General features: G+C 71.9%; 29 protein-coding genes and 4 tRNA genes. 28 read left to right on the top strand and 5 right to left on the bottom strand.

Annotated elements, in window-relative coordinates; genetic code table 11:
* The first annotated feature begins 724 nt into the window (after positions 1-724).
* Entirely contained in the window at positions 725-934 is a 210-nt protein-coding gene (locus RHODO2019_RS02030) for a hypothetical protein (RefSeq protein WP_265383391.1), read from the top strand.
* Here RHODO2019_RS02030 and RHODO2019_RS02035 read toward each other — a convergent pair.
* The 4 genes from RHODO2019_RS02035 to RHODO2019_RS02050 form a co-directional block, all read right to left on the bottom strand.
* Positions 931-2,019 (bottom strand): 2-oxoacid:ferredoxin oxidoreductase subunit beta, encoded by a 1,089-nt coding sequence (locus tag RHODO2019_RS02035; protein ID WP_265383392.1) that lies wholly within the window; start codon positions 2,017-2,019, stop codon positions 931-933. The two genes, RHODO2019_RS02030 and RHODO2019_RS02035, sit on opposite strands and share 4 nt — an antisense overlap.
* Positions 2,016-3,962 carry a 2-oxoacid:acceptor oxidoreductase subunit alpha gene (locus tag RHODO2019_RS02040; protein ID WP_435532248.1) on the bottom strand — a complete coding sequence of 649 codons (1,947 nt, stop codon included), beginning with the start codon at positions 3,960-3,962 and terminating at the stop codon, positions 2,016-2,018. Before RHODO2019_RS02040 ends, RHODO2019_RS02035 begins: the two co-directional genes overlap by 4 nt.
* A 261-nt stretch (positions 3,963-4,223) precedes the next feature.
* Positions 4,224-4,994, bottom strand: coding sequence for an enoyl-CoA hydratase (locus RHODO2019_RS02045; protein ID WP_265383394.1), 771 nt, complete (start codon positions 4,992-4,994; stop codon positions 4,224-4,226).
* 19 nt (positions 4,995-5,013) lie between these two features.
* Positions 5,014-5,475 (bottom strand): Lrp/AsnC family transcriptional regulator, encoded by a 462-nt coding sequence (locus RHODO2019_RS02050; RefSeq protein WP_265384904.1) that lies wholly within the window; start codon positions 5,473-5,475, stop codon positions 5,014-5,016.
* A 65-nt stretch (positions 5,476-5,540) separates the two neighbouring features.
* Between RHODO2019_RS02050 and ddaH the strand changes: the two genes are divergently transcribed.
* The 5 genes from ddaH to htpX all read left to right on the top strand — a co-directional run bounded on the left by ddaH (position 5,541) and on the right by htpX (position 8,873).
* Positions 5,541-6,416, top strand: coding sequence for a dimethylargininase (gene ddaH / locus RHODO2019_RS02055; RefSeq protein WP_265383395.1), 876 nt, complete (start codon positions 5,541-5,543; stop codon positions 6,414-6,416).
* A 9-nt stretch (positions 6,417-6,425) separates the two neighbouring features.
* Positions 6,426-6,848 carry an NADH-quinone oxidoreductase subunit B gene (locus RHODO2019_RS02060; RefSeq protein ID WP_265383396.1) on the top strand — a complete coding sequence of 141 codons (423 nt, stop codon included), beginning with the start codon at positions 6,426-6,428 and terminating at the stop codon, positions 6,846-6,848.
* A complete protein-coding gene (locus tag RHODO2019_RS02065) occupies positions 6,845-7,423 on the top strand; it encodes an NADH-quinone oxidoreductase subunit C (protein WP_265383397.1) in 579 nt (192 codons plus the stop codon). Before RHODO2019_RS02060 ends, RHODO2019_RS02065 begins: the two co-directional genes overlap by 4 nt.
* Positions 7,420-7,932, top strand: coding sequence for a 4Fe-4S binding protein (locus tag RHODO2019_RS02070; protein WP_265383398.1), 513 nt, complete (start codon positions 7,420-7,422; stop codon positions 7,930-7,932). The genes RHODO2019_RS02065 and RHODO2019_RS02070 overlap by 4 nt, the downstream gene beginning before the upstream one ends.
* A gap of 77 nt (positions 7,933-8,009) precedes the next feature.
* Positions 8,010-8,873: a zinc metalloprotease HtpX gene (gene htpX / locus RHODO2019_RS02075; protein WP_265383399.1), complete on the top strand. Its 864-nt coding sequence runs from the start codon at positions 8,010-8,012 to the stop codon at positions 8,871-8,873.
* A gap of 4 nt (positions 8,874-8,877) precedes the next feature.
* Here htpX and RHODO2019_RS02080 read toward each other — a convergent pair whose 3' ends face one another.
* Positions 8,878-9,369: a YajQ family cyclic di-GMP-binding protein gene (locus RHODO2019_RS02080; RefSeq protein WP_265383400.1), complete on the bottom strand. Its 492-nt coding sequence runs from the start codon at positions 9,367-9,369 to the stop codon at positions 8,878-8,880.
* A 132-nt stretch (positions 9,370-9,501) separates the two neighbouring features.
* Between RHODO2019_RS02080 and RHODO2019_RS02085 the strand changes: the two genes are divergently transcribed.
* From RHODO2019_RS02085 to RHODO2019_RS02190, 22 genes are all read left to right on the top strand, one after another.
* Positions 9,502-9,586, top strand: a tRNA-Tyr gene (locus tag RHODO2019_RS02085).
* Positions 9,587-9,767: 181 nt separating this feature from the next.
* On the top strand, positions 9,768-12,332 hold the full coding sequence (locus RHODO2019_RS02090; protein ID WP_265383401.1) for a putative bifunctional diguanylate cyclase/phosphodiesterase: 2,565 nt from the start codon (positions 9,768-9,770) through the stop codon (positions 12,330-12,332).
* Positions 12,333-12,418: 86 nt separating this feature from the next.
* Positions 12,419-12,491 (top strand) — tRNA-Thr (locus RHODO2019_RS02095).
* 49 nt (positions 12,492-12,540) lie between these two features.
* Positions 12,541-12,613: transfer RNA gene (locus RHODO2019_RS02100), tRNA-Met, on the top strand.
* Positions 12,614-12,710: 97 nt separating this feature from the next.
* Complete coding sequence (gene rpmG, locus RHODO2019_RS02105) at positions 12,711-12,875, top strand: 50S ribosomal protein L33 (protein WP_265383402.1); 165 nt, start codon at positions 12,711-12,713, stop codon at positions 12,873-12,875.
* Positions 12,876-12,985: 110 nt separating this feature from the next.
* A complete protein-coding gene (locus RHODO2019_RS02110) occupies positions 12,986-13,444 on the top strand; it encodes an FAS1-like dehydratase domain-containing protein (RefSeq protein ID WP_265383403.1) in 459 nt (152 codons plus the stop codon).
* Positions 13,441-13,869 (top strand): MaoC/PaaZ C-terminal domain-containing protein, encoded by a 429-nt coding sequence (locus tag RHODO2019_RS02115; protein ID WP_265383404.1) that lies wholly within the window; start codon positions 13,441-13,443, stop codon positions 13,867-13,869. Before RHODO2019_RS02110 ends, RHODO2019_RS02115 begins: the two co-directional genes overlap by 4 nt.
* Before the next feature lie 14 nt (positions 13,870-13,883).
* Positions 13,884-14,411, top strand: coding sequence for a hypothetical protein (locus RHODO2019_RS02120; RefSeq protein WP_265383405.1), 528 nt, complete (start codon positions 13,884-13,886; stop codon positions 14,409-14,411).
* Positions 14,412-14,576: 165 nt separating this feature from the next.
* Positions 14,577-14,649, top strand: a tRNA-Trp gene (locus tag RHODO2019_RS02125).
* 30 nt (positions 14,650-14,679) lie between these two features.
* Positions 14,680-15,198 (top strand): preprotein translocase subunit SecE, encoded by a 519-nt coding sequence (gene secE / locus RHODO2019_RS02130; RefSeq protein WP_265383406.1) that lies wholly within the window; start codon positions 14,680-14,682, stop codon positions 15,196-15,198.
* 110 nt (positions 15,199-15,308) lie between these two features.
* Positions 15,309-16,205 (top strand): transcription termination/antitermination protein NusG, encoded by an 897-nt coding sequence (nusG, locus tag RHODO2019_RS02135; protein ID WP_435532161.1) that lies wholly within the window; start codon positions 15,309-15,311, stop codon positions 16,203-16,205.
* A gap of 153 nt (positions 16,206-16,358) precedes the next feature.
* Positions 16,359-16,793, top strand: coding sequence for a 50S ribosomal protein L11 (rplK, locus tag RHODO2019_RS02140; protein WP_265383407.1), 435 nt, complete (start codon positions 16,359-16,361; stop codon positions 16,791-16,793).
* A gap of 95 nt (positions 16,794-16,888) precedes the next feature.
* Positions 16,889-17,608, top strand: a complete 720-nt coding sequence (rplA, locus tag RHODO2019_RS02145; protein ID WP_265383408.1) for a 50S ribosomal protein L1 — start codon at positions 16,889-16,891, stop codon at positions 17,606-17,608.
* A gap of 219 nt (positions 17,609-17,827) precedes the next feature.
* Complete coding sequence (locus tag RHODO2019_RS02150; RefSeq protein WP_265383409.1) at positions 17,828-17,971, top strand: hypothetical protein; 144 nt, start codon at positions 17,828-17,830, stop codon at positions 17,969-17,971.
* Positions 17,972-18,292: 321 nt separating this feature from the next.
* Positions 18,293-18,904: a 50S ribosomal protein L10 gene (rplJ, locus tag RHODO2019_RS02155; protein WP_265383410.1), complete on the top strand. Its 612-nt coding sequence runs from the start codon at positions 18,293-18,295 to the stop codon at positions 18,902-18,904.
* 84 nt (positions 18,905-18,988) lie between these two features.
* Entirely contained in the window at positions 18,989-19,375 is a 387-nt protein-coding gene (gene rplL / locus RHODO2019_RS02160; RefSeq protein WP_265383411.1) for a 50S ribosomal protein L7/L12, read from the top strand.
* Positions 19,376-19,621: 246 nt separating this feature from the next.
* On the top strand, positions 19,622-20,944 hold the full coding sequence (locus tag RHODO2019_RS02165) for an ABC transporter ATP-binding protein (protein WP_265383412.1): 1,323 nt from the start codon (positions 19,622-19,624) through the stop codon (positions 20,942-20,944).
* Positions 20,941-21,735 (top strand): MlaE family ABC transporter permease, encoded by a 795-nt coding sequence (locus tag RHODO2019_RS02170; RefSeq protein ID WP_265383413.1) that lies wholly within the window; start codon positions 20,941-20,943, stop codon positions 21,733-21,735. Before RHODO2019_RS02165 ends, RHODO2019_RS02170 begins: the two co-directional genes overlap by 4 nt.
* Before the next feature lie 30 nt (positions 21,736-21,765).
* Entirely contained in the window at positions 21,766-22,599 is an 834-nt protein-coding gene (locus RHODO2019_RS02175) for an MlaE family ABC transporter permease (protein WP_265384906.1), read from the top strand.
* Positions 22,596-23,900, top strand: coding sequence for an MCE family protein (locus RHODO2019_RS02180; protein ID WP_265383414.1), 1,305 nt, complete (start codon positions 22,596-22,598; stop codon positions 23,898-23,900). Before RHODO2019_RS02175 ends, RHODO2019_RS02180 begins: the two co-directional genes overlap by 4 nt.
* Positions 23,897-24,976 (top strand): MCE family protein, encoded by a 1,080-nt coding sequence (locus RHODO2019_RS02185; RefSeq protein ID WP_265383415.1) that lies wholly within the window; start codon positions 23,897-23,899, stop codon positions 24,974-24,976. Before RHODO2019_RS02180 ends, RHODO2019_RS02185 begins: the two co-directional genes overlap by 4 nt.
* Positions 24,973-25,968, top strand: a complete 996-nt coding sequence (locus RHODO2019_RS02190; protein WP_265383416.1) for an MCE family protein — start codon at positions 24,973-24,975, stop codon at positions 25,966-25,968. The genes RHODO2019_RS02185 and RHODO2019_RS02190 overlap by 4 nt, the downstream gene beginning before the upstream one ends.

Below are 25,968 nucleotides of genomic sequence, written 5' to 3' on the forward strand. Positions count from 1 at the left end.
GTTGAGTTCCGTGGGTCGAACTCGTACCGGACCCCGACCTCGTACGTCCGGTCGACCGAGGTCGCCGTGTCCCCGCCGGAAGGGTCCGGCACTGCGGGTGTGCCTATCACCGTGACGTGGCGACCGTCGTCGGTGCGCACCTCGGCGACGCGGCCGGCGCGGCTGGTCGCTACTACCGTCCCAGCGAAGGCGTTCGGCGACGTGAGAGCTCCGGGGCCGGCACACGAAGCCCACGCGGGTGCGCTACCCAGGGTCCACGCGGTGGCAAGAAGAACAGGAAGCAGCACGGCCCAGGTCAGGATGCAGAGAACCCGGTTGCACCGCCTGCCGCGCCCAGAGGTTTTCACTGCACTCACCCCTTTGTCGCCTTGGTCGGTCCACCAACACCGGCACCACTGACCGATCGGCATGCGCGGTCAGGGGCGAGCGGGAGCAATGGGCTTGCTTCCCGTCCAGCTCCGCGTGCGGTACCAAGCCGCATCGGTGAGGGACTCGTTGGGGTGGACCTTGTCCACCCTCATGGTGCCCGCCAGAGAGCCGTCTGCGAAGAAGCAGACGCTCGGCGATGGAGAGGGCAGGGCCGTGCACCACGGCACCGGGTGGTGGTGGGGTGAGGACCGGGGCCTTGTCGGGGTTGATGTTCATCGGCCGCATCCCCACCACCGGCGGCGGGTGGCGAGTGCACGGGCGGGCCGTCGCCGAGACGGTCAAGTGCAGACAACCGGTGGGCTACGACGACGTCCGCTCCCTCGTCGACGACCCCCGCCTCGCCTGCTCCGAGGTCCTCGGCGAGGAGAAGGGCACCACCTGCGCCGGGTTCGTCATCCGGGCCGCGGCCTCCGTCGCCGCCCACGTCTTGACTCCGCCACCGCGCACTCGGCGGCAAGCCCCCGACCAGCCGACCGGCACCAAGCTGATGGCCGGGTACGCCTAGCTGCCGACGGTCCAGGTGTCCTTGCCGCGCAGCAGGTCCTGCAGGGCGTCCTGGTCCCCGGGGCGGGACTGCTTGGCCCGGGCCACCTGGTCGCGGGCCAGGTCGTCGTAGGTGGGCTTGGCGACGGAGCGGAACACCCCGGTGACGGTGTGGGTGAGCTCCTGGTCCGAGAGCCGGCTCAGCGCGTAGGCGTACTCGGGGTTGTCGGTGTGCGCGTCGTGCACCACCACGTCGGTGGCCTCGACGTCGGCGGTGGCGGCGACCTTCAGGCCGAACCCGTCCCGGACGACGCAGTGCTCGCCGGAGGGCCCGAACACGATGGGCTCGCCGTGGGTGAGCGGGATGAGGCGGTGCTCCGCCTCGTCGCCCTTGCGGAGCACGTCGAACGAGCCGTCGTTGAAGATGGGGCAGTCCTGGAAGATCTCCACGAAGGCGGTCCCGCGGTGGGCGGCGGCCGCGCGGAGAACCTCGGCGAGGCCCTTGCGGTCGGAGTCCATGGCACGGGCGACGAACGTGGCCTCCGCCCCGAGGGCGAGGCTGAGGGGGTTGAACGGGGTGTCCAGCGAGCCCATCGGGGTGGACTTGGTGACCTTCCCGACCTCGGAGGTGGGCGAGTACTGGCCCTTGGTGAGGCCGTAGATCCGGTTGTTGAACAGCAGGATCTTGAGGTTCACGTTCCGGCGCAGGCTGTGGATCAGGTGGTTGCCGCCGATGCTCAGCGCGTCGCCGTCCCCGGTGACCACCCAGACGGACAGGTCCGGGCGGGAGACGCTCAGGCCGGTGGCGATGGCCGGGGCGCGCCCGTGGATGGAGTGCATGCCGTAGGTCTCGAGGTAGTAGGGGAAGCGGCTGGAGCAGCCGATCCCGGAGACGAAGACGATGTTCTCCCGCTGCAGGCCCAGCTCGGGCAGGAAGCCGCGGATGGTCGCGAGGATGGCGTAGTCACCGCACCCGGGGCACCAGCGCACCTCGGAGCCGGAGGTGAAGTCCTTGGCCTTCTGGGGGGTGTCGGTGGTGGGGACGCCGGCCAGGGCGGTCAGGCCGATGTCCCGGTGAGCGCTGTCGGTACCGATGGTGGCGGTCATGCGGAGACCTCCGTGCTGGTCGGGATGGCGTGGCTGGGGATGACGGCGTTCCGGGCGTTCGTGGTCTTGGCGGCCTCGGAGGCGGCGAGGGTGCCGGCGGCGGCCTCCAGGAGGACCTCCTGCAGCTCCTCGGCGAGGAAGGCGAGGCCCGCGACCTTGGTCACCGGCTGGATGTCGACGAGGAACTCCGCACGCAGCAGCATCGAGAGCTGGCCGAGGTTCATCTCCGGCACCACCACGCGGTCGTAGGCGCGCAGCACCTGTCCGAGGTTGGCCGGGAACGGGTTGAGGTGGCGCAGGTGGGCCTGGGCCACGTTCGTGCCCAGCGCGCGGACCCGACGGCACGCGGCCCCGATCGGCCCGTAGCTCGATCCCCAGCCCAGCACCAGGATCCGTGCGGTGCCCGACGGGTCGTCGACCGTCACGTCCGGCACCGTGATGCCGTCGATCTTGGCCTGGCGCAGCCGCACCATGAGCTCGTGGTTCGCAGGCTCGTAGGAGATCCCGCCGCCGCCGTTGGCCTTCTCCAGGCCGCCGATGCGGTGCTCGAGGCCGGCGGTGCCCGGGATTGCCCACGGCCGGGCCAGGGTCGCCGGGTCCCGGGTGTAGGGGGAGAACTCGGCCTTGCCGGCCGCGGAGCGCCCCGCCCCGGCCGCGTCGGGCGCGGGGGCATCGGCCCCGGCGAGGTCACCGGTGGAGGGGGCGCGGGCGAAGCCGGGGTCGATCAGCGGGAGGTCGTCCACGTCGGGCACCGACCACGGCTCGGAGCCGTTCGCGATGGCCCCGTCGCTCAGCAGCAGCACCGGGGTCCGGTAGGTGATGGCGATGCGGGCGGCCTCGAGCGCGGCGGCGAAGCAGTCCGACGGCGACTGCGGCGCTATGACGGGGACGGGGGACTCGCCGTTGCGCCCGTAGAGGGCCTGCAGCAGGTCGGCCTGCTCGGTCTTGGTCGGCAGCCCGGTGGAGGGCCCGCCGCGCTGGACGTCGATGACGAGCAGCGGCAGCTCGGTCATCACGGCCAGCCCGATGGTCTCCGACTTCAGGGCCAGTCCCGGTCCGGAGGTGGTGGTCACCCCGAGTGCCCCGCCGAACGCGGCCCCCAGCGCGGAACCGACCCCGGCGATCTCGTCCTCGGCCTGGAACGTGGTCACGTCGAAGCTCTTGTGCTTGCTCAGCTCGTGCAGGATGTCGCTGGCCGGGGTGATCGGGTAGCTCCCCAGGAACACCGGCAGCCCGGAGCGCTTGCCCGCGGCGACGAGGCCGTAGGCCAGGGCGGTGTTGCCGGTGACCTGGCGGTAGGTGCCCTCGGGCAGGCGCGCGGCCGCCACGGTGTAGGTGGTGGCGAAGGCCTCCGTCGTCTCGCCGTAGTTCCAGCCCGCCTTGTACGCGAGCACGTTGGCCTCGGCCACGGCGGTGTTCTTGGCGAACTTCGTGCGCAGGAACTCCGCGGTGGCCTCGGTGTCGCGGTGGTACATCCAGGAGAGCAGGCCCAGGGCGAACATGTTCTTCGCGCGCTCGGCGTCCTTCTTGCTCAACCCGGTGGACTCCACCGCGCCGCGGGTCAGGGTGGCCATCGCCACCTTGTGGACGACGAAGTCGGCCAGCTCGTCGGGCTCGCCCTCGACGGGGCTCAGCGGGTCGCTGGCGTAGCCGACGGTCGCCAGGTTGCGCTTGCTGAACTCGTCGGTGTTCACGATCAGCGTCCCGCCGCGCGGCAGGTCCGCCAGGTTCGCCTTGAGCGCCGCGGGGTTCATCGCCACCAGCACGTCGGGCCGGTCGCCGGCGGTGAGGATGTCGTAGTCCGCGAAGTGGATCTGGAAGCTGGAGACACCGGCCAGCGTGCCGCGGGGAGCGCGGATCTCGGCCGGGAAGTTCGGCTGCGTCGCCAGGTCGTTGCCGAACGCCGCCGCCTCCGAGGTGAAGCGGTCGCCCGCGAGCTGCATGCCGTCACCGGAGTCACCCGCGAAGCGGATCACCACCCGGTTGATCTCGACGTTCTCGCGCGGGCCGCGCTCGCCGGGCAGGCCGGTGCCGGACCCAGGGTGGTCGTGCGGGCTGGTGTCGGTGCTCATCGGGTTCGAGACCCCTTCTCCGGGCGTGGCACGACCGGGAGGAACCGGTCGGTGAGTCCACTGACCGACTTTACGGCCCGGGGGCGAGCGGTGCGCCCGCGCCGGAGGGGACGTACCTCACGCGGGACGCCCTCAGCGCCGGGTGATCTGCTGCTGCAGGGCGGCGACCTTGGCCGCGAACTCCGGCGTCGTCGCGGAGTGGGCCTGCGGACCGAGCTCGGTGGCCAGCGCCGCGGCGTGGGTGTCGGTGTCCACCAATCCCGGCTGCGCGGTGGCCCGCATGCTCGCCTTGGTGGCCAGCACGAGCTCGCGGGGGGCCGCGGCGGGCACGGCGGCCAGCTCGACGGCCGCGGCCACCACGTCCTCGTGCCGGCTCAGCGCCAGGCCCTGGGCCACCGCGGCGTCCGCGTCGAGGATGGTGCCGAGCAGGACCATGGCCCGGGCCACCTGCGGGCCCACGGCACGCTGCAGCATCCACGTCATGCCACCGCCGGGGTGCAGGCCCAGCTGCAGGAACCGGGCGTCGAAGCGGGCGCGCGGACCGACGAGGCGGACGTCCGCGGCCAGCGACAGGTTGAGCCCTGCTCCCACGGCCGCTCCGTTCACCGCCGCGATGGTCGGCAGGGTGCACCGGGCGACGGCGACGAAGCCGGCGTAGATGCGCTCGAGGCCGGCGGCGTCGGCCCGGGCCAGCTCGCCGAGGTCGCCCCCGGCGCAGAACGCGGAGCCCGCCCCGGTCAGCACCACGGCGTGCACGTCCGTGTCCGCCTCCGCCGAGGCGACGGCGTCGGCCAGCGCGGCGGAGAGCTCCAGGGTGAGCGCGTTGCGCCGGTCGGGGTCGGAGACGGTGAGCACCGCCACGTGGTCGGTCACGACGGTGTGCACGGCAGCGGGAGAGGTCATGGCCCTGATCGTGCCAGCCTCAGGCGTCCGGCTGGGCCGCGGGCGGTCGGTCGATGAGGGTCGAGAGCACCACGGTGGAGGTCGTGCTCTCCACCACGTCCATCGCGCGCAGGGCCTCCAACCCGGTCTCGAGGTGCCCGATGCTCGCCGCGCGCAGGTGCACGATCGCGTCCGCCGCGCCGGAGACGGTGTACGCCGCCACCACCTGGGGCAGCCGCTGCAGCTCGGTGCGGATCCGTGCAGGGGTGACGTTGCCGCGGCAGTGCACCTCGACGAAGGCCTCCGTGCCCCAGCCCAGGGCGGCCGGATCCACCACCGCGGTGAAGCCCCGGACGATCCCCGCGGCCACCAGCTTGTCCACCCGGCGCTTCACCGCCGGGGCCGAGAGCCGCACCACCGACCCGATCTGGGCGTAGCTGGAGCGGGCGTCGGCGACGAGGCACGACACGATCTGCTGGTCCAGGGCGTCCACACGCAACATCATGGGCCTGCGAAGGTCGCTCAGCGGCATCGACCGGCGGTCACCGGTCCGAATACCCTGCATCCATGACGGTCCTGCCCCTGCCCGCCGCTGCGCTCGCCTCCCGGGTCGCCACCGCCCGGCACTTCCTGATGACCACGCCCACCCACTTCGACGTCACCTACGTCATCAACCCGTGGATGGACCCGGGCCAGCCGGTCGACGCGGTCCTGGCCGGGGCCCAGTGGTCGACCATCCGGGAGCTCTACCTCTCCCTCGGCCACCGGGTCGAGGTCGTCGACGGGGAGCCGGGCCTGCCGGACATGGTGTTCGCCGCCAACGCCGCCACGGTCGTGGAGGGCACCGCGTACGGCGCCCGCTTCCGCACCCCGCAGCGCGCCCCGGAGGCTGCCCACGTGGCGGGGTGGTTCGCCGAGCGGGGTGTCCGGGTGGTCGCCCCGACGGCCGTGAACGAGGCGGAGGGCGACTTCGCGTGGACCGGCGAGGTGCTGCTGGCCGGCACCGGGTTCCGCACCGACCCGGGTGCGCACGCCGAGGCGCAGGAGGTGCTCGGGGTACCGGTGGTCTCGCTGCACCTGGTGGACCCGCGCTACTACCACCTGGACACCTGCCTGGTGGTGCTCGACGACGCGGCGGACCGGGCGGCCACCGTGGCCTACTACCCGGCGGCGTTCTCCCCGGGGAGCCAGAAGGTGCTCGCGCGGCTGTTCCCGGACGCCGTGCTCGCCGATGCCGCGGACGCCGCGTGCCTCGGTCTCAACGCCGTCAGCGACGGCCGCAACGTGGTGCTCGCGCAGGAGGCCACCCGGCTCGCCGACCTGGTGGCCGAGCGTGGTTTCGTCCCGCACCTGGTGGACGTCAGCGAGCTGCGCAAGGCCGGTGGCGGACCCAAGTGCGTGACCATGGAGCTGCGGGGCCTCCAGCTGGACGACCGCAGCTAGCCTGACCCGGTGCTGACGACCGTCGTGGTGGGGGAGCAGGTGCTCGCCGTCCACGTGCTGGACCTCGGGCTCGCGTGCTGCGGGGTCGAGGTGATGGCCGCCCTGCACGACGGCTCGCGCACGGGGGTCGACGCCGGTCCGGTCGACGTGGCGCCCACCGCCCACGTGCTGCTCGTCTCCGGGACGGTCACCGACGTGCTCGCGGGCGCCGTCGCCCGGGCCCACGCCGCGCTGCCGGAGCCGCGCTACGTGGTCTCCATCGGGGCCTGCTGCGCCACCGGCGGGCCGTACTGGGACTCCTACTCGGTGACCAAGGGCGTCGACCAGCTGGTGCCCGTGCACGTCAGCGTGCCCGGCTGCCCGCCGCGGCCCGAGGCGGTGCTCGGCGGGCTCCGCGCCCTGGGCGAGATGCTCGCGGGGTCGCCCGCGTGAGCGTCGGCCAGGCGGACCTCGCGGCGGCGCTGGTGACCGCGCTGGGCGGCGGGGTGGTGCACGAGTCCTACGGCCAGCACTGCGTGCTGGTCGGGCCCGAGGACTGGGTCCGGGCCGCCACCACGGCCCGCGACGAGCTGGGCTGTGCGCTGTTCGACCACCTGCTGGTCGGGGACGCCGGCGGGCCGACGGCCAGCGGGGAGAGCTGGGACGTCGTGCTCCACGTGGTGCGGCTGCCCGCGGCCGGCCTGCTCCTGCGGACCCGGCTGCCCGTCGGGATCGCGCTGCCCAGCCTCACGGGGGTGTGGGCGGGCGCGGCGTGGCCCGAGCGCGAGGCGGCCGAGATGGCGGGTCTCGAGGTCACCGGGCACCCGGACCTGCGCCCCCTGCTGCTGGCCACCGGAGCCGGCCTGCACCCGCTCCGCAAGGACACCCTGCTCGTCTCCCGGGCCGTGCGACCGTGGCCGGGTCGCCTGGAGCCGGGTGAGGCCGCGGACGGCACGGAGGCCACCGGAGCGGGACGACGCCGCGCCACCGCTCCCGGGCTCCCGCCGGCGGGGTGGGGCACACCGTGAGCACGGGGCCTCTCGACCCCGACCGGGCGCGGGGCACGGGGAGCGTCCCCGACCGGGCGCGGGGCACGGGGCCTCTCGACCCCGACCGGGCGCGGGGCACGGGGCCTCTCGACCCCGACCGGGCGCGGGGCACGGGGAGCGTCCCCGACCGGGCCAGGGGCACGATCGCGCTGCTGGAGGCGAGCTGCACGTCGTGCATGATCTGCGCCCGCGAGTGCCCGGACTGGTGCATCCACGTCGAGTCGACCACCGAGCAGCCCGAGCGCGACGACGCCGGCCGCTCGCGCACCCGGGCCCGCCCCGTGCTGCAGCGCTTCGCCATCGACTTCGGCGCGTGCCTGTTCTGCGGCATCTGCATCGAGGTCTGCCCGTTCGACGCGCTGCACTGGTCCCCGGAGCACGACTTCCCCGGGGTGGACGCCGCCGGTGAGCGGGCCGTGGCCGAGCTGGTGGCCGAGCGGGACGTGCTCGGCGAGCTCGTGGCCCGGGTCCCGCCCCCGCTGGACTGAGCGCACGGGAACGACGCGCGCGTGCGGCTCGTTCACGGTCTCGGAACCGACCGCCGACCCTGGAGGACCACGCCGCCGTGCACCGCCACGCGAACGGGCTCAAGACCGCGCTGCTGCTCGGCGGGACGTCGGCGGTCATCGTGCTGGTCGGGGGCCTGTTCGGCCGCACCACGCTGCTCCTGGCGGTGGTGCTGGCGCTCGCGGTCAACGCCTGGTCCTACTTCCGCAGCGACCGGATCGCGCTGAAGGCCATGCACGCGGTACCGGTGACCGAGGCGCAGCAGCCCGCGATGTACCGGATCGTGCGCGAGCTCGCCACGGTCGCCCGCCAGCCCATGCCCCAGCTCTACGTCAGCCCCACCCAGGCCCCCAACGCGTTCGCGACCGGCCGCAACCCGCGCCACGCCGCGGTGTGCTGCACCACGGGGATCCTCGACCTGCTGGACGAGCGGGAGCTGCGCGCCGTGCTGGCCCACGAGCTCAGCCACGTCTACAACCGGGACATCCTCATCGCCTCGGTCGCCGGGGCGCTGGCCGCCATCGTGGGTTACCTGAGCACCCTCGCCTACTTCGGGGGGGCCTTCGGCGGCGGGCAGAACCGGCCGAACCCGCTGGCCCTGCTGCTGGTGGCGCTGCTCGGGCCGGTCGCGGCGGGCGTCGTGCAGATGGCGGTGTCCCGCTCGCGGGAGTTCCAGGCCGACGCCTCCGGGGCCGAGCTCAGCGGTGACCCGCTGGCGCTCGCCTCGGCCCTGCGGCGGCTGGAGCAGGGCACCGCCGCCGCCCCCCTGCCGCCGGAGCCCGCGCTCACCGCGCAGTCGCACATGATGATCGCCAACCCGTTCCGGCCCGGGGAGCGGGCGGCGCGGCTGTTCTCCACCCACCCCCCGATGGCGGAGCGGATCGCGCGCCTGGAGGGGATGGCCGGTCGCCGCCTGCCGTGAGGGGCTACCGGTAGTTCACGAACTGCAGGGCGATCCCGAAGTCCTCGCCGCGCAGCAGCGCGATGACGGCCTGCAGGTCGTCGCGCTTCTTGCCCTTGACGCGGAGCTCGTCGCCCTGGATCTGGGCCTGCACGCCCTTGGGCCCGCCGTCGCGGATGGTCTTGGCGATCTTCTTCGCGTTCTCGCTGGTGATGCCCTGCACCAGCGTGCCGGTCACCTTGTAGACCTTGCCCGAGGGTGCGGGATCACCCACCTCGAAGGCCTTCATGGAGATGTCCCTGCGCACGAGCTTCTCCTGGAACACCTCGACGGCGGCCTTGCAGCGCTCCTCGGTGGAGGAGGTGATCGTGACCGCCTCCTCGCCGGCCCACTCGATGCCGGTCTCGGTGCCGCGGAAGTCGAAGCGCGTGGAGAGCTCCTTTCCCGCCTGGTTGAGGGCGTTGTCCACCTCCTGGCGGTCGACCTTGCTCACGACGTCGAACGACGCGTCTGCCACGGCTGCTCCTCCTGCTGCTGGTCGACCCGGGGCCCTCGAGCGGCCCCGGGCCGTGCGCGCGGCCCCGGTTCGGGACTTCGCCTAATGATCTGTAGTCTGCCTCCTGCACCGAGATCGACCTCGCGGTGCCACGGCAGGTTGCCCGAGTGGCCAAAGGGAGCGGACTGTAAATCCGCCGGCATCGCCTACGTTGGTTCGAACCCAACACCTGCCACCACGCCCCACCCCCGCAGCACCGATCAGGAGTCACTGAGCGTGAGGACGTGCGGTGAGAAGCCCCCGACAGGGTGCAGGACCAGCGCCCCGTCGGGGGACGTGACGCCACCCTGCTGGCGATCCTGGTCCCCGTGCGTCACGCTCCTCCGAGGTGGGCGGGCGTCCGCAGGGGGAGGTGGCGGGTGACCCAGCTCGCTGCTCCTGGCGCGAACCCCGGCGAAGGTCGCGCGCACCGCTCGAGCACCCCGTCGGCCGTGCACTCACCCCCGGTGCGTCGGTACGTGCTGGCGGGTGTCGTCATCGCCGTCGTCCTGGTCGCCCTCGGTCTGGTCCATTCCGAAGGTGGCTCACTCCCGCAGTGGTGGGCCGGCCTGCCCGCGCTGGTGGCCGCGTTCGGGCTCGCCGAGGTCGCCGCCCTGCAGGTCGAGGTGCGTCGGGGCACCGTGTCGATACCGCTCAACGAGCTACCGCTGGGCGCCGCCCTGCTCCTGCTCCCGCTGCCCGTCGCCCTCAGCGCGTCGCTGCTGGTGCTGGTGGGCCGGGCGCTCTGGAGGCGTCAGCACCCCGTCATCGCGGCCTTCAACCTCGCGGCGACGTCGATCGAGATCGCGACGGCCTACCTCGTGGTCGACCTGCTGGTCGGCCGCGCGGTGCCCGAGCTGCTCGCCGTGCTCTGCGCTCTGGTCCTCTCCAACGTCACGGCGAGCATCAACGGGCTCGGCCTCTCGCTGGCGATGGGCAGCGACCGCCGCGCCGGGCTGCGGAGCACGTTGTCGGGCACGTTGACGACGATGACCATCGTCATGCCCCTGCTCGTGGTCCTGGGTGCCCAGCTGGTCCGCAGCGGGCCCTACGGCTGGCTGCTCGTCGCCGGGGTGCTGCTCGCGTTCGCGGTTCTCTACCGCGCCTACTCGGTGTTGCTGCGCGAGCGGCGGGACGTCGGGATCGTGCAGGACATCAGCCAGGTCGTCGGCCAGTCCGACGACGTCTGGCCCCGGGTGGCCGAGCTGTTCCGCCAGCAGTTCAACGCCCGCCGAGCGATCGTGCGAGCACCCGACGGGGGGCCCGCGGCGGTGGCAGGGGACCCGTGCAGCAGCGACGCGGACCTGGGACGTGACGTGCTGGCGGCCTCGACGTCCACCCGGCTGGTCACCCTGTCCGGCGCCGCCTCGCCGGTCGCCGCCGCGCTCGCCGCGCGCGGGGTGGCCGAGGTCCTCGTCGCGCCACTGGGGGTCGGCCGCGGCGCCGGGTCGATCGAGCTGCACGACCGGCAGAACCAGCTTCGGGGCTTCGGGGCGGGCGACGTGCGGCTGCTGGACACCCTCGCCCGGCACGTGTCCACGGCCGTGGACAACCACCGCCTGCTCGCCGAGCTCCGTGGGGCGGCCTACCACGACCGGCTGACGGGCCTGAGCAACCGGCTGGGCTTCGTCGAACTTGCCGCCTCTGCCGTGGCGAGCAGCGCAGACCTGCGCACCGCATCCCGGACGTGCGGCGTGGTGCTGCTCGACCTCGGTGCGCTCGGCCCCGTCAACGACGCGCTGGGGCACCTCTGGGGGGACCGCTTCGTGGTGCAGGCGGCGGAACGGGTGCAGGCCGCCGTCGAGGAGGCCGTCGGTCCCGGCCCGGTCCTCGGACGGGTCGAGGGGGACGTGTTCGCCGTCCTGCTGCTGGACCACCCCGCCGAGGAGTGCGTCCGGCTCGCCGAGGTGCTGGCCGCACGGCTCGCCCCGCCGTTCCCGCTCGACGAGCTGACCGTCGAGGCCTCCCCGGCGGTCGGGGTGTCGGTGGTGGTGCACTCCGCGGGTCAGCCGGGCCCGGACGTGGAGGCGATGCTGCAGCACGCGGACGTGGCCGTCCAGGAGGCGAGGGTGGCCGGGCAGCCGGTGCGGACCTACCACGAGGGCATGGGGCTGCGGTTCCTGCGACGGTTCCAGCTGGTGACCCAGTTCCGGGCCGCGCTCGCCGCGGGGCAGGTGACGGTGCACTACCAGCCGAAGGTGGCCCTGCCCGGGCGGGAGGTGGTCGGCTCTGAGGCGCTCATGCGCTGGACCCACCCCGAGTTCGGGCCGGTGGACCCCGAGGAGCTCGTCCGCGTGCTCGAGGCCACCGGGCTGATGGACGACCTCACGCACTTCGTGCTCCACGACGCACTGCGCCGGTGCCGAACCATGCTCGACCGCGGCCTGCGCATCGCGCCCGCGGTGAACGTCTCGGTCCGCAACCTGCTCTCGCCCGGCTTCCCCGGCATGATCTCCGCCGCGCTCGCCGAGCACGACGTGCCGGCGGAGATGCTGACGCTGGAGATCACCGAGACGTCGGTGATGGGCGACGCGGAGCGGACGCTGCCCGCCCTGCGCGTGCTGCACGAGATGGGCGTCGCGCTGTCGGTCGACGACTTCGGCACGGGCTACTCCTCGCTGTCCTACCTGCGTCGGCTGCCGGTGGACGAGGTGAAGATCGACAAGAGCTTCGTGGCGAGGATCGAGACCGACCTCGGCGACCTGGCTGTCGTGCGCGCCATCATCGACCTCGGACGCTCGCTCGGGCTGCGGGTGGTGGCCGAGGGCGTCGAGACCGACGTGGTGCGCGACCTGCTGGCCGAGATGGGGTGCGACGTGGTGCAGGGCTACCTCATCTCGCGTCCTCTCGATCCCGAGCGCTTCGATGCGTGGCTGCACACCCGGACCGTCCTGGCGCCGGGCGGTGTCGGCCGGGCGCCGGTGTCCCCCCGGCTCTCCCGCTGAGGCGTCGAGAAGCCGGTTTCACATCCTGGGCCCGGCGTGTGTAACCTCTGCAAGGCTTCACGCGCAGGCTTCCTGCGTGCTGCCGCGCCCCTTTAGCTCAGTCGGCAGAGCGTCTCCATGGTAAGGAGAAGGTCTACGGTTCGATTCCGTAAAGGGGCTCGTTCGACAGGTTCGTCCCGTGCCCGGCGGCTCCACCCGCCGGACGCACAGCGGTGTAGCTCAGTCGGTAGAGCAAGCGGCTCATAATCGCTGTGTCGCCGGTTCAAGTCCGGCCACCGCTACCCCCGGCGCGCTCCCGGTACCCTGGCGAGTGCCCCACCCCGTTCCACCCCGATCACGATCGACGAAGCTCTCGATTCAGCAGAAAGAGGCATCCCCGTGGCCGCCACCGACGTCCGTCCCAAGATCACGCTGGCGTGCGAGGAGTGCAAGCACCGCAACTACATCACGCGGAAGAACCGGCGCAACGACCCGGACCGCATGCAGATGAAGAAGTTCTGCTCGAACTGCGGCACGCACCGCGTGCACCGCGAGACCCGCTGAGCGGCGCACCACCCCGAGCCCCCGACGACGGCGGCTGTCCTGCTCGCGCAGGACGGCCGCCGTCGTCGTGGTGCGTCCGGCTGGTCGTGCACGGTTGTAGCGTCACCGCCGTGCCCGTCAACCGCTCGTTCCTCGAGAGCCCGCACCCTCCCGTCGGCCCCTGGCAGGTCGGGCGGGAGAAGGTCCGCGAGTTCGCCACCGCTGTCGGCGCCCTCGACCCGGCCCACCACGACCTGACCGCGGCGGCCGCGCTGGGCCACGCCGACCTGGTCGCGCCACCCACCTTCGCGGTGGTGCTCACGCTGGGCGCCGAGCAGGCCGTGGTGACGCACCCGCAGGCCGGGGTGGACTGGAGCAGGGTGGTGCACCGCGAGCAGCGCTTCACCCACCACCGCCCGGTGCTCGCCGGTGACGTGCTCACCGCCGAGGTGTTCCTGGCCGACGTCCGGGAGGTGGCGGGCAACGACCTCGTGTCCTGCCGCACCGAGGTCACCGACGCCGCGGGCCTGCCGGTCCTGACGGCGCGCTCGACCCTCGTCGCCCGGGGGACCGCGGCGGTGGTGTCGTGAGCGTGCGGGCCCTCGACGACGTGCGGGTGGGAGACGTCCTCGAGCAGCTGGAGGTCCGGCTGACCCGCGCCGACCTCGTCCGCTACGCCGGGGCGTCGTTGGACATGAACCCCATCCACTGGAGCGACCGGGCGGCTCGGAGCGCCGGCCTCGACGGCGTGATCGCACACGGGATGCTGACCATGGCGCTGGGGGCCCGGCTCGTCAGTGACTGGTGCGGGGACCCGGGAGCCGTCCTGGAGTACGGCGTGGTGTTCACCCGGCCGGTCCCGGTGCCGGACGACGACGAGGGTGTGCTGGTGGTGCTCGGCGGCCGGGTCAGCGCGCTCGACCCCGCGGCGTCGACCGCGATGCTCGCCCTGACGGCGACCACCGGTGGCGTGAAGGTCCTGGGCAAGTCGACCGCTCTCGTCCGGCTCTCGTGAGCAGCGGGCTCCCGGTGAGGGCGCTGGACCCCTGGGGACTCGTGCAGGTCGGCCGGACCGCTGCGCTCGCGTCCCTGGGGGCGGCCCTGACGACGGCGACGGTGGCCACCCGCGCCGGTGGGGTGCTGCTGGAGGCTGCCGCCGTGCTGCCGCGCGCGGTGCTGGCCCTGGAGCGGCTGGCCGCCTCGGCCGACTCGATCGATGCCCTGGGGCGACTCGAACCCCTGCTGGTGCGGCTGGCGGAGGCCGAGGGGTCGGCACTGGTCGAGCCCGCGCTGTCCGCGCTGCCGGACCTGCCGGCCGCGGTGGTCGTGCTCCAGGACGTGGTGGTCCAGATGCAGGCGAGCCTGGGTGGCGTGGCGCCGGACCTGCAGGCCGTCGCAGAGGTGATCGACAGGCTCGACGTCTCCGTGGCCGTGCTCGCCGGGGCGGTGGCGCCGCTGCAGGGCACCAGCGAGCGCCTGGGGCGGCTGGTCGACCGGCTGCCCGAGCGGCTGCGGCGCCCGGCCGACGCTGCTGCGCTCCCGCACGGCCGCGGTTGAGCGGTCCTGCGTGGTGGAGGGGTGCGCCGGCCGTGTCGTACACTCGGTTTCCTGGGGCGTCCCTGTGCTGCCCGCTGTCCCCGTGCTGTCGCTCCGGCGTCGGTCACCGGACCGGTGGGTGCGCAGCACGGCAACCTGGTTCGGCCGTCGCCCGTCGTCGGCCGGAGGGGCGTAGCTCAACTGGCAGAGCAGCGGTCTCCAAAACCGCAGGTTGCAGGTTCAAGTCCTGTCGCCCCTGCGCACGGCAACACCGACTGGAGGAGTGAGGGTGAGCGACGAGCGGGACGGCGTCACGCCAGGGTCGGACGACCCCGGTGCCCCTGACGCCACCACGCCCACCGACGCCGAGGACATCGGTCCGGTGGAGGGTGTCGACGCCCCCGGCGGTGAGCTGCCGGCCGGCGCGGACGCCCACGCCGCCGAGCAGGACGACGCCGCCGAGCAGGACTCCGCGCCGGAGGTCGCCGCCCGTCCCACCGGCAAGCGTCGCACCGCCGGAGCGGGTTCGCGCCCGGCCCGGCCGGTGGCCGAGGGATCCAAGCGGGCCTCTGGTCGATCCACGGCGCGGCGCAGCGTGGCGGAGGCCCCGTCCCGGCGCAGCCCGGTGTCGCGGGTCGCCCGCTTTCTCAGGGAGGTGGTGTCGGAGCTCCGCAAGGTCATCTGGCCCACCCGCAAGGAGCTCGTCACCTACACGTCGGTCGTCCTGGTCTTCGTGACCTTCATGGTGGCGCTGGTGTCCGGGCTGGACATCCTGTTCGCGAAGGGTGTGCTGGCCCTGTTCGGCTGATCCACCCTCCCAACGGCCGACCGGCCGAGGAGCGTGGCGGGCGGCGGCGCACGGACCAGGTCCGTGGCGCCCACCCACCGCGAGAAGACGAGAGGAAGCGAGTCGCAGACGTGAGCACCCCCGAGGTCGGCCGTGAGGACGCGGAGCTGGTCCAGCTCTCCGATGCCGAGGTCTACGAGGCCGGGCAGGACGAGACCGGCGAGGACGCGACCACCGCCGGAGCGGTCTCCGAGGAGGTGGAGGCTGCCGACGCCGCCGTGGTGGCCGCGACCACTCAGCCAGAGGCCGACGACGACACGTCGGTGCAGGAGGCGGACCTCGAGCCCGTCGCCGCCCCGGTCGTCGAGGCGACGACCGAGGACGTGGCCACGGCCGGTGCCGACGTCGAGGAGGACGCGGACCCGGTCGAGGAGATGAAGGCAGCGCTGCGGCGCGCCCCCGGGGACTGGTACGTCGTGCACTCCTACGCCGGCTACGAGAACAAGGTCAAGACCAACCTCGAGACCCGGGTGCAGACCCTCGACGTGGAGGAGTTCATCTTCCAGGTCGAGGTGCCCGTGGAGGAGGTCACCGAGATCAAGAACGGCCAGCGCAAGCAGGTCAACCGGAAGGTCCTGCCCGGTTACATCCTCGTGCGGATGGAGCTCAACGACGCCTCCTGGGGCGCGGTGCGCAACACCCCCGGGGTCACCGGCTTCGTCGGGGCCACCTCGCGCCCGTCCCCGCTGACCCTCGACGAGGTCCTCAAGTTCCTGCTGCCCGCCGTGGAGCAGAAGAAGGCGGCGGGTGCGGGCGCGAGCTCGGCGGGCGACGGCGGTGCCGTGTCCACCATCGTGGTCGACTTCGAGATCGGCGAGTCGGTCACCGTGATGGACGGCCCGTTCGCGACGCTGCCGGCCACCATCAGCGAGGTCAACGCCGAGCAGCAGAAGCTCAAGGTCCTGGTGTCGATCTTCGGCCGGGAGACCCCGGTCGAGCTGTCGTTCACGCAGGTCTCCAAGATCTGATCCCGGCTCCGCCGGGTGACGGGTGCGGGAACACCCCGCACCGCACCGCAGCTCCACGCAGCGGGTTCCACGACCGTGCTGCACCACCGCACGGTTCCACGACCACTGGGCGACCGGCTCCGGCCAGGCACCCTGACACGCAGGAAGTACGAGATGCCCCCCAAGAAGAAGAAGCTCGCCGGGATCATCAAGCTCCAGATCTCGGCCGGCGCCGCCACCCCGGCCCCGCCCGTCGGCCCTGCCCTGGGTCAGCACGGCGTCAACATCATGGAGTTCTGCAAGGCCTACAACGCGGCCACCGAGTCCCAGCGCGGCAACATCGTGCCGGTCGAGATCTCGGTGTACGAGGACAGGTCCTTCGACTTCAAGCTGAAGACCCCGCCCGCGGCCCGTCTGCTCCTGAAGGCCGCCGGTGTCGCCAAGGGTTCGGGCACGCCGCACACCACGAAGGTCGCCAAGGTCTCCATGGCCCAGGTCCGCGAGATCGCGCAGACCAAGATGGAGGACCTCAACGCCAACGACCTCGACCAGGCCGCGAAGATCATCGCCGGCACCGCCCGTTCCATGGGCATCACGGTCGAGGGCTGAGAGCCCGGCTCCACCTGTTCCACCGCACGCGAGCAAGCGTGGGAGAGCCAGCTTCGGCTCGACGACCACCCCTGACCGAACAGAAGGACAGCAGCATGAAGCGCAGCAAGGCCTACCTCCAGGCCGCGGAGAAGATCGACTACGACGAGCTCTACAGCCCCCTCAGCGCCGCCACCATGGCGAAGGAGACGGCGAGCACCAAGATGGACGCGACCGTGGAGGTCGCCATCCGCCTCGGTGTCGACCCCCGCAAGGCCGACCAGATGGTGCGCGGCACGGTCAACCTCCCGCACGGAACCGGCAAGACCGCGCGCGTCATCGTCTTCGCCGAGGGTGAGAAGGCCGCGGAGGCCGAGGCGGCCGGAGCCGACGTCGTCGGGGCCGCCGATCTGATCGAGCGCATCCAGGGCGGCTGGCTCGACTTCGACGCCGCGATCGCGACCCCCGACCAGATGGCCAAGGTCGGTCGCATCGCCCGTGTCCTCGGTCCCCGTGGTCTCATGCCCAACCCGAAGACGGGCACGGTCACCACCGACGTCGCGAAGGCCGTCGAGGACATCAAGGGCGGCAAGATCAACTTCCGGGTGGACAAGCAGGCCAACCTGCACCTGGTCATCGGCAAGGCGTCCTTCGCCACCGAGAAGCTGGTGGAGAACTACGCAGCCGCCCTGGACGAGGTGCTGCGGATGAAGCCGGCCGCCGCCAAGGGGCGCTACCTCAAGAAGGTCACCTTGAGCACGACCACGGGCCCCGGCATCCCCGTGGACCCGACCCGCACCCGCAACCTGCTGGCGGACGCGACCACCACGGACTGACACCGGCACCCCGATCGAGCGCACTCCACGGAGGGGGTGCGGCAACCACGGACGTGGTTGCCGCGCCCCTCCGTGGCCGTGCACTGCTCCGAACGCGTCAGGTTCGATCTTGTTCCGACTACCCAGTATCACGCTGACAGCCGATTGTCCGCGACCGGATCGCTCCATAGCCTTCTTCCCAACGCCCAAACGGGTGATGAAGCGAGCCTGGAGGTCGACATGAACGTTTCCACCACCCGCGACGGGGTCCGCTGGGGCGTCGTGAGCACGTCGGCCACCCGCGACGGTGTCCGCTGGGGCGTCGCCGGTTCCTCCGCCCGCGAGGGCGTCCGCTGGGGCCTCGACGGGGTTCGCTGGGGCTGATCTCCACCTGCTCGACCGGACCCCGGGGCCACGTGCCCCGGGGTCCGTCGCGTTCCTGGACGGCCCCCGACCTCCCGGGGTCCCGGTCCGCCGTGGTCGTGAGGCTGTTCCGCATCCGGTACTGTCGGGTCCGTTCCACCACAGACCGCAGGTCACCGCGCCCCGTGAGGGGCGTGGCCGAAGGTCCCGGAGAGCCCGGGCGGCCCGCGCAGGAGAACGTGGTCAGCGTCCGACCGGATCATCCGGTCGTCCCCCGCCCCGTGCGCCCTGCGCCGGGGCGTTCGTCCTCTCCGGACCCAGATCCGTAGAGAGGAGGCGAGTGTGGCAAAGCCTGAGAAGGTCGCAGCGGTAGCGGCGATCTCCGAGCAGTTCAAGGGCAGCTCGGCGGCGGTCATCACCGAGTACCGAGGTCTCTCGGTCGCCAAGATGACGCAGCTGCGTTCCGCGCTGGGCGCGGGATCCACCTACGCCGTCGCCAAGAACACCCTGGTCAAGCGCGCCGCGGCGGACGCCGGAGTGGAGGGTCTCGACGAGCTGTTCGTCGGCCCCACCGCGATCGCGTTCATCACCGGCGAGCCGGTCGAGGCCGCCAAGGCCCTGAAGACGTTCGCCAAGGACAACAAGGCGCTGGTCATCAAGGGCGGCTACATGGACGGTCGCACGCTGACCGTCGACGAGATCGAGCGCATCGCCGACCTCGAGTCCCGTGAGGTGCTGCTGGCGAAGCTGGCCGGCGCCATGAAGGGCAACCTCAGCAAGGCGGCCGGGCTGTTCAACGCCCCGGTCTCCCAGGCCGCGCGGCTGCTGCTCGCGCTGCAGGAGAAGAAGGCGTCCGAGCCGGGCGCCGTCGCCGTCGAGGCTGCTCCTCCCGAGGCCACCACCGAGGAGGCAGCGGCTCCGGCCGAGGCCGCCGAGGCACCGGCCGAGAGCTGATCCCCGCGGGCCCGACGGGTCCGCGACCACGCACCACCCCCGCACGCACGACCCCAGCACCACTGACGAGGAAGGACCGCCACCATGGCGAAGCTCAGCAACGACGAGCTGCTCGACGCGTTCAAGGAGATGACCCTCCTGGAGCTCTCCGACTTCGTGAAGAAGTTCGAGACCACCTTCGAGGTCACCGCGGCCGCCCCCGTGGCCGTGGCCGCCGCCGGTGGTGGCGCTGCCGCCCCCGAGGCCGCCGAGGAGCAGGACGAGTTCGACGTCGTCCTCGAGGCCGCCGGTGACAAGAAGATCCAGGTGATCAAGGTCGTCCGCGAGGTCGTCTCCGGCCTGGGTCTGAAGGAGGCCAAGGACCTCGTCGAGAGCGCCCCGAAGGCCATCCTCGAGAAGATCGACAAGGCTGCCGCCGAGGCCGCCAAGGAGAAGCTCGAGGGCGCCGGAGCCACCGTCACCGTCAAGTGACGCAGCTCCCCCCGCACCACCGCTGAGGCGCGAGTCCCAGCACCCCGCGCGTCCCCGGACGCCGCGGAGCACCAGCACGAGGGCGGTTCCCCACTCCGGGGAGCCGCCCTCGTGGCGTCGGTGCACGTGTGCTCACCCCGGACGCAACCCGTCAGTAACCCCCGTGCCCCCCTGTCGTTGGGCACTGTGACGGCCGATACAGTGCCGACGGTCCAGCGCCCCCCGGGGCCGAGCGCAGGAGGTGTGATGGGCGTCGAGGTGTCCGTGAACGGGCTCACCAAGTCCTTCGGCAGCCAGCGCATCTGGCAGGACGTGACGCTCACCCTCCCGTCCGGTGAGGTGAGCGTCCTGCTCGGTCCGTCCGGCACGGGCAAGTCGGTGTTCCTCAAGTCCCTCATCGGGCTGCTGCGGCCCGAGCAGGGCGAGATCATCATCGACGGCACCGACATCCTGACCTGCTCCGAGAAGGAGCTCTACGAGATCCGCAAGCTGTTCGGGGTGCTGTTCCAGGACGGCGCGCTGTTCGGCTCGATGAACCTCTACGACAACGTTGCGTTCGTGCTGCGGGAGCACACCCGCAAGAGCGAGTCGGACATCCGCAAGACGGTCATGGAGAAGATGGAGCTCGTCGGTCTGCTGGGCGCGGAGATGAAGCTGCCCGGGGAGATCTCCGGCGGGATGCGCAAGCGCGCCGGCCTCGCCCGGGCCCTGGTGCTCGATCCCGAGATTGTTCTCTGCGACGAGCCCGACTCCGGCCTCGACCCCGTCCGCACGGCCTACCTCAGCCAGCTGCTCATCGACATCAACGCCCAGATCGACGCAACCGTCCTCATCGTCACCCACAACATCACCGTCGCCCGCACCGTCCCGGACAACCTGGGCATGCTCTTCCGCCGCCGCCTGGTCATGTTCGGCCCCCGCGAGGTGCTGCTCACCAGCGACGAGCCCGTCGTCGAGCAGTTCCTCAACGGCCGCCGGGTCGGCCCCATCGGCATGAGCGAGGAGAAGGACGAGGCCCAGATGGCCGAGGAGCTCGCCATGCGGGCCGCCGGTCACAGCGACGGCTCGGGGGACGAGGACGTGCGGGGGATCGTGCCGCAGATCGAGCCCACTCCCGGGTCTCCCGTGCGAGGTGCGGTCCGGCGCCGCCAGGACAGGGTGATGGCGATCCTGCACACGCTCCCGGTCAACGCGCAGGAGGGCATCATCGAGAGCCTGGACGCGGAGACCCTGGCTCGCTACGGCATCGCCCCCGGCACCCGGTCGGTGGGGGCAGGGGAGCGCCAGCCGGCGATGGCCGGTGCCCCCGCAGCGCCGTCGGCCGGTGCGGCCGCCGCCGCACCCGCCCCCCGCCCGCAGCCCGGTTCCCACGCCCAGCCCGGCTCCCACGCCCAGCCCAGCCCCGTCCCGCGGCCGGCCCCGCCGGTGGCCGAGGTCCCGGCCTCGCCGTGGGACGCCCCCGCGGCCACCACCGACGCCGCCCCGGTGGACGGGGCCCCAGGCGGTTCGCAGGACGGTCCCGCGACCGCCACCGCTCAGCGGCGATGGTTCCGGCGGGGTGGCGCGTGAGCGGTCGCTCAGGGCTCGACGCACTCCCCGGCAGCGGTGCCCTCCGGGAGTCCGGCAAGCTCTTCCAGCTCACCATCGACATCGTCAAGGCGCTGTTCCAGCGGCCGTTCCAGCTGCGAGAGTTCATCCAGCAGGCGTGGTTCGTCGCCAGTGTCACCATCCTGCCGACGGCGCTGGTGGCGATCCCGTTCGGCGCGGTGATCGCCCTGCAGCTCGGCTCGCTCACCCGTCAGCTCGGTGCGCAGTCCTTCACCGGCGCAGCGAGCGTTCTCGCGGTCATCCAGCAGGCGAGCCCGATCGTGACCGCACTGCTCATCGCCGGGGCGGGCGGGTCAGCCGTGTGCGCCGACCTGGGTTCGCGGGTGATCCGCGAGGAGATCGACGCGATGCAGGTGCTGGGGGTCAACCCGCTGCACCGGCTCGTCGTCCCCCGCGTGCTGGCCCTGATGCTCGTCGCCGTGCTGCTCAACGGCATGGTGAGCGTGGTCGGGGTGGTCGGCGGGTACTTCTTCAACGTGGTGCTCCAGGGGGGCACCCCGGGGGCCTACCTGTCGTCCTTCTCCGCGCTCGCCCAGCTGCCCGACCTCTACGTCAGCACGCTCAAGGCGCTGATCTTCGGGTTCCTCGCCGCGATCGTCGCTGCGTACAAGGGGCTCAACCCCAAGGGAGGGCCCAAGGGTGTCGGTGACGCGGTGAACCAGGCGGTGGTCATCACGTTCCTGCTGCTGTTCTTCTTCAACTTCATCATCACGACGATCTACCTCCAGGTCGTCCCCTCGAAGGGCGGCTGACCCGTGGTCCTCACCAGCACCCGGGCCAACCTGGTCGTGCGCCGCGTCCGCAGCGCGGCCAACCGGCCCCTGGAGTTCCTCGACGACCTCGGCGACCAGCTCTCCTTCTACCTCCGTGCCCTGGCGTGGACGCCCCGGGCGCTGCGGCGGTACTCGAAGGAGATCGTGCGGCTGCTCGCCGAGGTGAGCTTCGGCAGCGGTGCGCTGGCGGTCATCGGCGGAACGGTGGGCGTCATCGCGGCGCTGTCGCTGTTCACGGGCACCGTCGTGGGCCTGCAGGGCTTCGCGGCGCTCGACCAGATCGGCAGCTCCGCGCTCACCGGGTTCATCTCGGCGTACTTCAACACCCGGGAGATCGCCCCGCTCGTCGCCGGGCTCGCGCTGTCGGCCACCGTCGGCTGCGGGTTCACCGCCCAGCTCGGTGCCATGCGCATCTCGGAGGAGATCGACGCCCTGGAGACCATGGCGGTGCCGAGCCTTCCCTACCTGGTGACCACCCGCATCATCGCGGGCTTCGTCGCCGTGGTGCCCCTCTACGTCGTCGGGCTGCTCGCCTCCTACCTCGCCTCGCGGACCATCACGACGTTGTTCTACGGCCAGTCGACCGGCACCTACGACCACTACTTCAACCTGTTCCTGCCACCGGTGGACGTGCTGTGGTCCTTCGCCAAGGTGCTGCTGTTCTCCATCGTCATCATCCTCACGCACTGCTTCTATGGTTACCGCGCCAGTGGTGGACCGGCAGGGGTGGGGGTGGCCGTGGGGCGGGCCGTGCGAACGGCCATCGTGACGATCAGCCTGATGGACTTCTTCCTCAGCCTCGCCATCTGGGGCACGACCACGACGGTGAGGATCGCGGGATGAAGCGAGGTGCGCGCCTGCGCCAGCGGCTGCTGGGGGTCGGCTTCATCGTGGTGATCGTGGGCAGCATCGGGCTGACCATCGCCATCTTCGACAAGCAGTTCACCAGCGTGGTCATGGTGAGCCTGAAGACCGACCGCATCGGGAACCAGCTGCTGCCCAACTCCGACGTGAAGGTTCGCGGGCTGGTGGTCGGGGAGGTGCGCGACATCTCCAGCGACGGGAGCGGGGCCACCCTCGCGCTGGCCATCAACCCGGACATGGTCGACCTGGTGCCGAGCAACGTCTCCGCGCGGCTGCTGCCCAAGACGCTGTTCGGCGAGAAGTACGTCTCGCTCGTCCTGCCGACCGATGACGCCGCGCGGCCGCTGCGGGCGGGCGACACCATCACCCAGGACCGGAGCGCGGCCGGCATCGAGGTCGGCAAGGTGCTCGACGACCTGCTGCCGCTGCTGCAGGCCGTGAAGCCCCAGCACCTGTCGGCGACCCTCGGCGCCCTGTCGCAGGCCCTCGACGGTCGCGGAGCCCAGCTCGGCACCAACCTCGTCCGGCTGAACGACTACGTCGGCCAGCTGAACACGGAGCTGCCGAACCTCAAGGCGGACATCTCCGGGCTGGCGGACTTCGGCAACACCTACACGGTGGCCGCGCCGGACCTCATCCAGGCCCTCGACGACCTCACCACCACCAGCCGCACCGTCGTGGAGCAGCGGACCAACATCGACTCGCTCTACTCCAGCCTGATCGGCGCCTCGGGTGACCTGACGGGCTTCCTGCAGGCCAACGCGAGCAACCTCATCCGGCTCTCCGCCGACTCCACGCAGACCCTGCAGCTGCTGGCGCAGTACTCCCCGGAGTACGGGTGCCTGCTCAACGGACTGACGAACACCATCCCGAGGGTGAACACGGCCCTCGGCGTGGGCACGTCGACCCCCGGCCTCCGCATCAGCCTCGAGGTGGTCAACGGTCGCGGCAAGTACCTCCCCAACCGCGACGAGCCGAACTTCACCGACACCCGGGGTCCGGTCTGCTACCCGATCGTGCCGCCGGACCAGGGCAACTTCCAGCTGCCCCCCACACCGTTCAAGGACGGATCGGTCGCACCCGAGCAGCGCGCACCCGGGCAGGCATCGGTCCTGCCGGGCTCCGGTGACGCGCTCGGCATCACGGGCTCGCCCGCGGAGGCCGGTGCACTGGCGACGATCTTCTCCCAGACCACGGGTACCGCGGTCCAGGACGTCCCCGGCTGGAGCGCCCTCGTGGCCGCACCGGCCCTGCGCGGCAACGAGGTGACGGTCAAGTGAGAGGTCTCCTCGCCCCGATCCTCAAGCTCGTCGCCTTCGCCACGGTGACGCTGCTGGCCACCGGTCTGCTGGCGGCCACCATCGCGAACCTCGGCGGTTCGGGAGGCACCGAGTACAAGGCCAGGTTCACCGACGTCACCGGGTTGAACGTCGGGGACGACGTCCGGGTCGCCGGTGTCAAGGTCGGCCAGGTCGCCTCCATCGACGTGGTCGACCGCCGGCTCGCCGAGGTCAGCATGAAGGTGACCACCCCGCAGCCGCTGCCCGAGTCGAGCACCGCCGTGGTCCGCTACCGCAACATCGTCGGTCAGCGCTACGTCGCGCTGGACCGCGGAGCGGGCTCGCCGACGGCGACCATGAAGCCGGGGGAGACCATCCCCCTCGAGCGCACCAAGCCCGCGCTGGACCTCACGGTGCTGTTCAACGGCTTCAAGCCGCTGTTCCAGGCGCTGAGCCCGGACGACGTCAACCAGCTGTCCTTCGAGATCATCCAGGTCTTCCAGGGTGAGAGCGGCACCATCGAGTCGCTGCTCAGCCGCACGGCCAGCCTCACCAGCTCCATCGCCGACAAGGACGCCGTCATCGGCCAGCTCGTCGACAACCTCAACAGCGTGCTCGACACCGTGAACTCCCGCGACGACCAGCTCAGCAGCCTCATCGTGTCGCTCCAGCAGCTGGTGAGCGGCCTGTCCAACGACCGCGTGGCCATCGGCTCGTCGATCCAGTCGATCGCTGACCTCGCCACCTCCACGGCCGGTCTGCTCGGACCCGTCCGCGGGCCCCTGCAGGCCGACATCGCGGGGGTCAACCAGCTGGCCAGCAACCTCAACTCCAGCAGCGACGCCCTGAACAGCGTCCTGGCGAACCTGCCGTCGAAGCTGGACACGATCACCCGCACCGCCAGCTACGGCTCGTGGTTCCAGTTCTACCTCTGCGGGCTCGACGCCACGGTCGGCCTCGGGGGAAGCGCCAACCTGCTCGGCCTTCCCACGGGGCTGACCGGTCCGCTGTCCCTGCCGCTCTACACGAACAACCCGGCCCGGTGCAGCCCCAGGCCGACGGGAGGACAGGGATGAGCGCCCCACGTCGACGGAACCCGGTGGTGACGGGGGCCGTCGGGATCCTCGTGATCGCCCTGGCCACGGCCGCCGCGTTCTTCTCGGAGGACCTGCCCATCGTCGGTGGCGGCACCACCTACACCGCCGAGTTCAGCGAGGCGGCAGGGCTCACGACCGGCGACGAGGTGCGGGTCGCCGGGGTCCGGGCCGGCAAGGTCACCTCGGTCAGCCTGGACGGGAACAAGGTGGCCGTCGCCTTCCGGGTCAACGGGACCTGGGTCGGCGACCAGAGCACCGCCGCGATCCGGATCAAGACGCTGCTGGGCTCCAAGTACGTCTCGCTCGACCCGCAGGGTGTGCAGGCGGCGGACCCGGGAACCCCCATCCCGCTGGACCGGACCGTGGCCCCGTACGACGTGATCGAGGCGTTCTCCGGCCTCGCGACCACCGTCGGCAGCATCGACACCGGTCAGCTGGCCAGCAGCCTGACGACGCTCAGCGACGCGTTCTCCGCCACGCCGGCGGACGTGCGGACCTCGCTGGACGGGCTCACACGGCTCTCCCAGACGATCTCCAGCCGGGACCAGCAGCTCACCACACTGCTCTCGAACACCGACCAGGTGACGCAGGTGCTGGCCGATCGCAACACGGAGTTCGAGCGGTTGCTGCAGGACGGCAACCTGCTGCTCGGCGAGCTCAACACCCGGCGACAAGCCATCTCCCAGCTGCTCACCAACACCCAGGCGCTGTCCACCCAGCTCTCCGGCCTGGTCGCCGACAACCAGGCTCAGCTCGGCCCGACACTGGCCCAGCTGCAGGGGGTGGTCGACATCCTCAAGACCAACCAGAGCCAGCTCGACTCCGGGCTGGCGCTGCTCGCGCCGTTCTACCGGTTGTTCGCCAACACCCTCGGCAACGGGCGCTGGTTCGACACGACGGTCACCAACCTCCTCCCGCCGGGGCTGCCCAACGTCCTCAGCGGCCGCGCCCCGATCCTGAACGGCGGATGA

Source organism: Rhodococcus antarcticus, assembly GCF_026153295.1.
Lineage (GTDB): Bacteria > Actinomycetota > Actinomycetes > Mycobacteriales > Mycobacteriaceae > Rhodococcus_D > Rhodococcus_D antarcticus.

What these genes read in the sequence shown, in the direction of transcription:
- RHODO2019_RS02050 (WP_265384904.1), bottom strand. Translation starts at nt 5,475, where the DNA reads ATGTTGCGTGTGGACGCCCTGGACCAGCAGATCGTGTCGTGCCTCGTC.
- ddaH (WP_265383395.1), top strand. Translation starts at nt 5,541, where the DNA reads ATGACGGTCCTGCCCCTGCCCGCCGCTGCGCTCGCCTCCCGGGTCGCC.
- RHODO2019_RS02150 (WP_265383409.1), top strand. Translation starts at nt 17,828, where the DNA reads ATGAACGTTTCCACCACCCGCGACGGGGTCCGCTGGGGCGTCGTGAGC.
- rplK (WP_265383407.1), top strand. Translation starts at nt 16,359, where the DNA reads ATGCCCCCCAAGAAGAAGAAGCTCGCCGGGATCATCAAGCTCCAGATC.
- RHODO2019_RS02190 (WP_265383416.1), top strand. Translation starts at nt 24,973, where the DNA reads ATGAGCGCCCCACGTCGACGGAACCCGGTGGTGACGGGGGCCGTCGGG.
- RHODO2019_RS02040 (WP_435532248.1), bottom strand. Translation starts at nt 3,962, where the DNA reads ATGCAGCTCGCGGGCGACCGCTTCACCTCGGAGGCGGCGGCGTTCGGC.
- rplA (WP_265383408.1), top strand. Translation starts at nt 16,889, where the DNA reads ATGAAGCGCAGCAAGGCCTACCTCCAGGCCGCGGAGAAGATCGACTAC.
- RHODO2019_RS02045 (WP_265383394.1), bottom strand. Translation starts at nt 4,994, where the DNA reads ATGACCTCTCCCGCTGCCGTGCACACCGTCGTGACCGACCACGTGGCG.
- RHODO2019_RS02180 (WP_265383414.1), top strand. Translation starts at nt 22,596, where the DNA reads ATGAAGCGAGGTGCGCGCCTGCGCCAGCGGCTGCTGGGGGTCGGCTTC.
- RHODO2019_RS02035 (WP_265383392.1), bottom strand. Translation starts at nt 2,019, where the DNA reads ATGACCGCCACCATCGGTACCGACAGCGCTCACCGGGACATCGGCCTG.
- RHODO2019_RS02165 (WP_265383412.1), top strand. Translation starts at nt 19,622, where the DNA reads ATGGGCGTCGAGGTGTCCGTGAACGGGCTCACCAAGTCCTTCGGCAGC.
- rplL (WP_265383411.1), top strand. Translation starts at nt 18,989, where the DNA reads ATGGCGAAGCTCAGCAACGACGAGCTGCTCGACGCGTTCAAGGAGATG.